Source organism: Bacteroidota bacterium, assembly GCA_021300195.1.
Classification (GTDB): domain Bacteria; phylum Bacteroidota; class Bacteroidia; order J057; family JAJTIE01; genus JAJTIE01.
The window spans coordinates 1-5387 of sequence record JAJTIE010000016.1; the positions used below are offsets into that span (position 1 = coordinate 1).

A 5387-nucleotide genomic window follows, 5' to 3' on the forward strand; every position below is an offset into this window, starting at 1 on the left:
GACCCAGACCCAGACCCAGACCCAGACCGAAACACCGCCCCTAAGCATAGAGGATGCCCTGGATACAGAGCTAGATCTGGATGTATCGCTGGATGAGCTAGACAACCCGGATGGGCCTCTTGGGCAGGATTTCTCCGAAACAGACTATTCGGTAGACGACGACCTGGGGGCAGAGCTAGGCCTGGGTGATGACCTGAGCCTGGAGGTAGACGAGGGAGAGTTGAATTTCGAGGAAAGCTATGAGGAGGGCAGCCAGGATGACCTGGGCTTTGAGGACGACCTGGAGCTGGACCTGGATGAAGATTTAGGCTTCTAGCCTACCCCTGGTCGGCAGATGAGCGAAACTGAAAGTAACCCCTAGTGGTTTAGAAACCAATTGAACGAGCCGCAAATCCAATCCTCCCACCACAAAAAATCTGTATAACCCTATGGCAATAACACTAAAAGCGGGCGATAAGGCCCCAAACTTTGAAGCAAAAGACCAGGATGGCAAAATGCTGGGCCTGAGCGACTACGCAGGCAGCAAGCTAGTGCTGTACTTCTACCCGAAGGACGACACCCCTGGCTGTACCAAAGAGGCCTGCAACCTGCGCGACCACTATCAGCAGCTGCTGGCACAGGGCTATAGGGTACTGGGCGTGAGTGTGGACGATGAAGCCAGCCACCAGAAGTTCATAGCCAAGTATAGCCTGCCCTTCCCCCTGCTGGCCGATACGGATCAAAAGATCGTAAACGCCTACGGCGTATGGGGCGAGAAAAACATGTATGGCAAGAAATTCATGGGGGTTACACGTGCCACCTTTATAATAGATGGCGCCGGAATCATCCAGGAGGTGATCAAAAAAGTGAATACCGAAGCGCACGCCGAGCAAATCCTGAACCCGGCATAGGCCCATAAGCCACACACGCGTTAGGCCAGGCAGCAGGCTGCATTGCCAAGACTAAGCCACCATTTCCACACGCCTTCAATCATCAACTGAAGAGTGCTTGTAAGAGAAAAGAGCTACTGATTACAGAAACAGGTAAGCAAACCCTCTTTTTCCCTTACAGGAGACTTTTAAAAACCCGAGAAAAAAGCGCCGTGCAAAGAAAAATAATTCTTATCAGCTTCCTTTCTGTGGCCTTATCCTTCCGTGCAATGGGCCAAAGCGATGCCGGGCCCAAGGCGAAAGGTCTCTATCTGAATGCGTCTGTCGGACTCTCCAGATCGGAGGACGGGTTGGCGTTTCTTAAGACCACCTCAACATCCCAATGGAAGCCAATGGTCAATATTGGGGCGGGCTATCGGATAACTAGATATCTTGGTATTGAGCTCAGTGCAGCCACAATGGTGGGTGAATTGAGGGCTGAGGGTACACTCCTTCTCACCAGTCAAAAGGCTAAAATATCTGCTCGCCACTCAAACCTCATTTTTAGTCCGGTACTATTCCTTCCGGTGGCAGATCGGTCGGAGGTGTTTTTTCGGCCCGGCTTAGGATTTTTGTTCTCTCGCTCCGAGCTTGCTGTGGATAATGTTGATTCGGAGGTTACCAACACTTCCAATCTGGGGTATATGGTAACGTTGGGCTACGCACATAAGCTATCGGATAAACTCAAAGTCACTTTGCAATTCGACTTCAGCGATGCCTATGGGGAGAAGAAGGTTTGGACAGGTGATTTGGGGCTGCTCCATGCGGGGATCAGACACTCGTTTTAGGACTGTTTAAGGAAAAGGAAGCCAAGAACGTCCTCTCTGCCAGGTTAAAGGCGTGTATTGCCCTTGCTTACATATTGGAGCTGGAAACAGGGTGTAAGTACCCCTCTTTTCAGCCATTCTTATCACAGACAGGCGTGCAGCCCTATAGGGGCACGGGCTATGTAGACACATGGCGTAGCACACAGCCTGGGCCAGCAGCACAAAGAAGAGGCGCATAGGCAGGTAATATCGCCAGATGGGCAAGGGTTGGGTGCTATTTTGATTAAATTCAGCCGGTGCAAGCTTAAATGTGCGCACCCTACCCCATGGCAAACAAGAAAGCACTGAGCCGGTACTGCCAGCTCATCCACCTGCTGGAGCACACAAGCGGCATGAGCAAAAAAGACCTGCTGGAAAAAATGTCGGACTACTACGCCGATGGATCGGGGCGCACCTTCGACCGAGACATCCAGGCCCTACGGGAGGAATTTCAGGTACCCGTAGTGTACAAACCCGACACAGGCTACCGCCTGGAAGACAGGTCGGATGCGCCATCTGCCCGGCGTTACAGTTTAGCCTTTCGCTACCTGCTGTACAAGCAGAACGAGCTAGACCTGATAGCCGAAGCCTGCGAACCGGCCCGAGATGGTAGCAGCTATCTGCACTTTGACCACATAGAGGGCCAGGCAGCACTCACGCACATGCGAGCACTGCTGCCAGCCATACGCCAAAGCCGTATGATCCGCCTCCACTACCAGCGGTTTGGCCAGGCACATGCTGCCGAGCACAGCCTGCAGCCGCATGTACTACGCCGGGTGGGTGGGCGCTGGTACCTGCTGGCGTGGCACCCGGCAGCCGGAAACTGGGGCTACTTTGGCCTGGAGCGGATACAGGCGGTGGAGGTACTAGAGGCCCAGTTTGGCCGCCAGCCCCGGCATAAGCTGGAAGAAAAACTACTGGAAAGCATGGGGGCCTATGGGGGTACGCCCGAGCTAGTGAAGCTACGCTTCTCGCCGGGGGCCGCACCCTACGTAGACACGCTGCCGCTACATAGCACGCAAGAAAAAGAGACCCCACAGGAGGCAGATGCCCACACCAAAGGTGTGGTGTACACCTACTGGATGGCCATAACGCCGGACATGGTGGCACGCATCCTCAGCTTTGGAGCAGCGGTGGAGGTGGTAAGCCCAAACAGCCTGCGAAACGAGGTGGCGACACAACTGCGGGCAGCCCAGGCGCTGTATCAAACAGCCGAAACGCGCTGAGGACTGGGCAGTAACTCGCTCTTGGCATATAGCCAACCAAACAGCCACTGCCCCGCCCAGGGCAAAGCGGACCTGAAGTGGGAATGCTGGCCTATGTATCCCACAAATACCTACCTACCCTACTCATTCAGCAAGATAAAGCGCTGCGTCTGGCTCTGGCCCTTGTAGGTGGCCTGCAGAATGTATACCGCCTTGGCCAGGTTCCGAACCGGGATATCCAGCTCCTGCGCACCAGCACGCGCGGGTAGTACGGTGGAAAACACCTCCTGACCCAAGGGCGTGATCAGGCGTAGCTGCACGTCTGCCGCCTCATCTACAAAAATGGGTACCTTGAGCCCCTCACGGTAGTACGGACTTCCCAGGGTAAACAGACCACTAGAACCCACTGCCAGTGCTACGACATTACTGTAGTGCCCCGTTCCATCAAAGTCAAACTGCTTCAGCTGATAGTAGTGCAGTCCCTTGGGCAGTTGGGCATCTACGTGCTGGTAACTACGGGGCTCACTAGTAGTACCGCCGCCCTGCTGGGTGGCGATGGTCTGCCAGCCAGTACCGGAATTGCGCCTTAGTTCGAAACGGTCATTATTCAGCTCCCGATCGGTGCGCCAGCTTAGTATTCCGTCCTGCGCCTGCAGCTCGCCACTCAGCACCAGGCCCTCCACGGGCAGCACCCCATCTCCCACCAGCGTGATGTCAAAGTCAGCATCATTACCCGCAAATCCGTCTACAGCTATCACATATTGGGTATTGGCCGGAAGACTATTCGGGCCCCAGGTAATGTCTGAGGTGGTGCCAGGATTGGAACAGAACATCGTTGTACGGTTCGCTGCAGTGCACGGATTGGGCCCGGTTACCTGCATAACCTCTACCTGAATACCATTATTGCCGGGATTGGAAACGATGTTCTCGAATATGAGGGTAACATTTCCACCGGTAGAGGTGGTAGAGAAGGTATACCACACCGTATTCTCTACCGTAATGAACCCAGAACAACCGGAAAATCCAGGGTCCTCTGCACCGGTAGTAGCGGCAGTGGTCTGGCTGGCAGTGGTGGTGCCCAGGCCCAGGGCAATGGCGTTGCTACAGTGGTCATTACAGTTGGGGAAAGCTAGCACATTGGCAACAATCGAGTCGTTAATCTGTACCTGATCATTCAGCCCATTCGGCAGTTTTACCCAAGCCCGTACGGTGCTTGTTTGTGTTGGGATGGTGGTTTCACCTAGTGTTACGGTACGGGTAGTATTGGCAGGGATGTTCAGCCCAGTTAGGTTAAAGCTTTGTGCCGAACCATTTATTTCCACGGTTACCGTGGCCGTGGTTATGACAGGTGCAGTTGTGCACCGCTGTCGGTTGAATATCGTGACCTGCATGGGATAACTGCTGCCATAGCAGCCGGATATGCTCGTAAGAGCCGCGTCCAGAGGGGTATCATCTACCCGGATATTATCTACGGCAAATTCTACTGGAAGCACGCCTGAGTTTCGGAAAAACATACCAAAACGAAGCTGTACACAGCCATTGCCTGCAAAGGCACACAAGGCCTGCTGTACCCGCCGCCAGTTTGACAAGGCGCCCAAATTTCGACTACTCCAGCCTTGGTTAAAGCCTGGCCAGGCGCCGTACCAGTCCGGATCAGCCTGACTGCCCAGTACGCTCCAGCTTTGGCCTCCGTTTGTGCTAACCTGAACTACCACCTGGTTCCAGCCGCCGCTATTATTGATATCTCCCTTTATCTCAAAGCTCAATACGGGATTGGTGGTGGCAGAAAGATCGAAAACGGGCGAAGTAAGCCAAGGGGCTTCACCGGGTCCGCCGCCGCTGCCCGTACCGGCCGGTATCACCAGGCGCCAGCTGTTGCCACGGCCCTCTGGCCCATCCACCGTGTAGGTGGCGGGCAGCACACCCCACACCCAGTTGTTGCCGCCCACATTGGTTGAGGGTACCCAGTTTTGCGTGCCCCCCTCAAAGGTGGCCTCATAAGGGTATGTGCTGAGGGTAGGAAAGGTCACGTCTACACTCTGGCTCGCACTGTTGTTAGCGGGATTGGCATCGGGTGAAAGAGATGAGCTGGCGGTAAGGGTGTAGGTACCCACCGCAGACATATCAATGGTAGCTCCCGCGAGGTTATAATCCACAAACGCGTCCGCACCAAGCGAGGCGATCTGCCTATCTATGGTAGCTGGTATGGGGCCTGCAACCGTCAGGCGGATGGGCACATTGGTAAGGGGCGTACACGATAGATTCCGCACCCGAACGCTCACCGGTACCGCATTGCGAAACGTGCACGCGCTGCTTGAAGCATTCGTGGGGCTCAGGATGGCCTCCACCATCACATCGGGGTTGGGGCTGTTCTCTATCCGCAGGTTGTCTATGGCAAACTCGATGGGCAAAAGGCCGGCGTTGCGAAACACAAGACCTACCCGAAAACGTACGCAGGGCTGGCCCGC

Annotated in this window: 5 protein-coding genes; 4 read left to right on the plus strand and 1 reads right to left on the minus strand. The window is 54.9% G+C overall.

Features of this window, described 5'->3' with window-relative positions:
* The 4 genes from LW884_04055 to LW884_04070 all read left to right on the plus strand — a co-directional run.
* On the plus strand, positions 1 to 316 hold a 316-nt coding region (locus LW884_04055; protein MCE3007507.1), incomplete at its 5' end, for a hypothetical protein.
* 112 nt (positions 317 to 428) lie between these two features.
* The gene (gene bcp / locus LW884_04060; GenBank protein MCE3007508.1) at positions 429 to 890 is read left to right on the plus strand and encodes a thioredoxin-dependent thiol peroxidase; all 462 of its coding nucleotides are present in this window, start codon (positions 429 to 431) and stop codon (positions 888 to 890) included.
* 191 nt (positions 891 to 1081) lie between these two features.
* The gene (locus LW884_04065; protein MCE3007509.1) at positions 1082 to 1696 is read left to right on the plus strand and encodes a porin family protein; all 615 of its coding nucleotides are present in this window, start codon (positions 1082 to 1084) and stop codon (positions 1694 to 1696) included.
* 305 nt (positions 1697 to 2001) lie between these two features.
* Positions 2002 to 2940, plus strand: a complete 939-nt coding sequence (locus LW884_04070) for a WYL domain-containing protein (GenBank protein ID MCE3007510.1) — start codon at positions 2002 to 2004, stop codon at positions 2938 to 2940.
* Positions 2941 to 3059: 119 nt separating this feature from the next.
* On the opposite strand, the gene LW884_04075 is transcribed toward LW884_04070, so the two are convergent.
* On the minus strand, positions 3060 to 5387 hold a 2328-nt coding region (locus LW884_04075; protein MCE3007511.1), incomplete at its 5' end, for a hypothetical protein.

Coding starts and splice junctions, on each gene's coding strand:
- LW884_04070 (MCE3007510.1), top strand. CDS start 2,002: ATGGCAAACAAGAAAGCACTGAGCCGGTACTGCCAGCTCATCCACCTG.
- bcp (MCE3007508.1), top strand. CDS start 429: ATGGCAATAACACTAAAAGCGGGCGATAAGGCCCCAAACTTTGAAGCA.